We start from the raw sequence: 1,569 nt of genomic DNA on the forward strand, positions 1-1,569 counted from the left end.
CGACCGACCTAGGTTAGACCAACTTACATTCTATATAGCTGTATGCTTTTCGAGTTGTAAGGGGTGTAGGTCTCCCTAAAAAGGAGGTGATCCAGCCACACCTTCCGGTACGGCTACCTTGTTACGACTTCACCCCAGTCACCAGTCCTGCCTTAGGCATCCTCCTCCCCGAAGGGTTGGAGTAATGACTTCGGGCACTACCAGCTTCCATGGTGTGACGGGCGGTGTGTACAAGGCCCGGGAACGAATTCACTGCAGTATGCTGACCTGCAATTACTAGCGATTCCTCCTTCACGCAGGCGAGTTGCAGCCTGCGATCTGAACTGAGCCCCGGTTTCCGGGATTTGCTTGCATTCGCATGCTTGCTGCCCTCTGTCCGGAGCATTGTAGTACGTGTGTAGCCCAAGGCGTAAGGGGCATGCTGACTTGACGTCATCCCCACCTTCCTCCGGTTTGTCACCGGCAGTCTCTCTAGAGTGCCCAACTTAATGCTGGCAACTAAAAACGAGGGTTGCGCTCGTTGCGGGACTTAACCCAACATCTCACGACACGAGCTGACGACAGCCATGCACCACCTGTGTTCGCGCTCCCGAAGGCACTCTCAACTTTCATCAAGATTCGCGACATGTCAAGCCTTGGTAAGGTTCTTCGCGTTGCATCGAATTAAACCACATACTCCACCGCTTGTGCGGGCCCCCGTCAATTCCTTTGAGTTTCACCGTTGCCGGCGTACTCCCCAGGCGGGATACTTAACGCGTTAGCTACGGCACGGCTCGGGTCGATACAAGCCACGCCTAGTATCCATCGTTTACGGCTAGGACTACTGGGGTATCTAATCCCATTCGCTCCCCTAGCTTTCGTCCCTCAGTGTCAGTTACGGCCTAGCAGAGCGCCTTCGCCACCGGTGTTCTTCCTGATCTCTACGCATTTCACCGCTACACCAGGAATTCCCTCTGCCCCGAACGTACTCTAGCTATGTAGTTTCCACTGCTCTTATGAGGTTGAGCCTCACTCTTTAACAGCAGACTTACATTGCCACCTGCGGACGCTTTACGCCCAATCATTCCGGATAACGCTTGCATCCTCCGTATTACCGCGGCTGCTGGCACGGAGTTAGCCGATGCTTATTCCTCAGGTACCGTCATTGTGTTCTTCCCTGAGAAAAGAGGTTTACGACCCAAGAGCCTTCCTCCCTCACGCGGTATTGCTCCGTCAGGCTTTCGCCCATTGCGGAAAATTCCCCACTGCTGCCTCCCGTAGGAGTCTGGGCCGTGTCTCAGTCCCAGTGTGGCTGATCGTCCTCTCAGACCAGCTACTGATCGTCGCCTTGGGAGTCCATTACACTTCCAACTAGCTAATCAGACGCGAGCTCATCTCTAGGCAGTTAACCTTTCACCTCTCGGCACATCCGGTATTAGCCACCGTTTCCAGTGGTTGTCCCAGACCTAGAGCCAGATTCTCACGCGTTACTCACCCGTCCGCCACTGTGCCCGAAAGCACCGTTCGACTTGCATGTGTTAAGCATACCGCCAGCGTTCATCCTGAGCCAGGATCAAACTCTCCGTTTTG

At 54.4% G+C, this 1,569-nt stretch carries 1 rRNA gene; it reads right to left on the bottom strand.

Annotation, left to right across the window (positions count from 1 at the left end):
• Positions 1 to 79: 79 nt before the first annotated feature.
• Positions 80 to 1,568: ribosomal RNA gene (locus V7K55_RS21195) — 16S ribosomal RNA — on the bottom strand.
• Between the last annotated feature and the right edge of the window lies 1 nt (position 1,569).

Source organism: Nostoc sp., from assembly GCF_036919895.1.
GTDB lineage: Bacteria > Cyanobacteriota > Cyanobacteriia > Cyanobacteriales > Nostocaceae > Nostoc.